Origin of the sequence: Bacillus sp. SIMBA_008, assembly GCF_046535495.1 — a bacterium.
Lineage (GTDB): Bacteria > Bacillota > Bacilli > Bacillales > Bacillaceae > Bacillus > Bacillus subtilis.
In genome coordinates this window covers 1-251 of record NZ_JAWRWL010000917.1, presented here as the reverse complement: position 1 = coordinate 251, position 251 = coordinate 1, and the positions used below count along the sequence as shown (strand labels likewise).

Genomic DNA, 251 nt, shown 5'->3' with positions numbered 1-251 from the left:
ATTAATGTCAGCTGGAATGTCTGCACCCTTTACAAGCGGGTCTTGGTTGTCTGTCTTTTTTGTCAGGTCATCACGGTATAGCGTAATATCAAGTTCACCCACTATGACTGGATTTCCTTCAATTTGCTCGATGCGCTCTGCAAGGCGCTTTGCAAGATGAATGCCTCTTGTCTTGATCCCCGCAAGGATGACATCTTTCATCCCTTTGTTGCGCTCAATCATTTCATGTGCAATTCGGGTCAGCGCTCGTC

General features: G+C 46.6%; 1 protein-coding gene. It reads right to left on the bottom strand.

Features of this window, described 5'->3' with window-relative positions; genetic code table 11:
* A partial coding sequence (locus tag SB658_RS26040; protein ID WP_486308223.1) for a type I phosphoribosyltransferase occupies window positions 1–251 on the bottom strand: 251 nt, incomplete at both ends.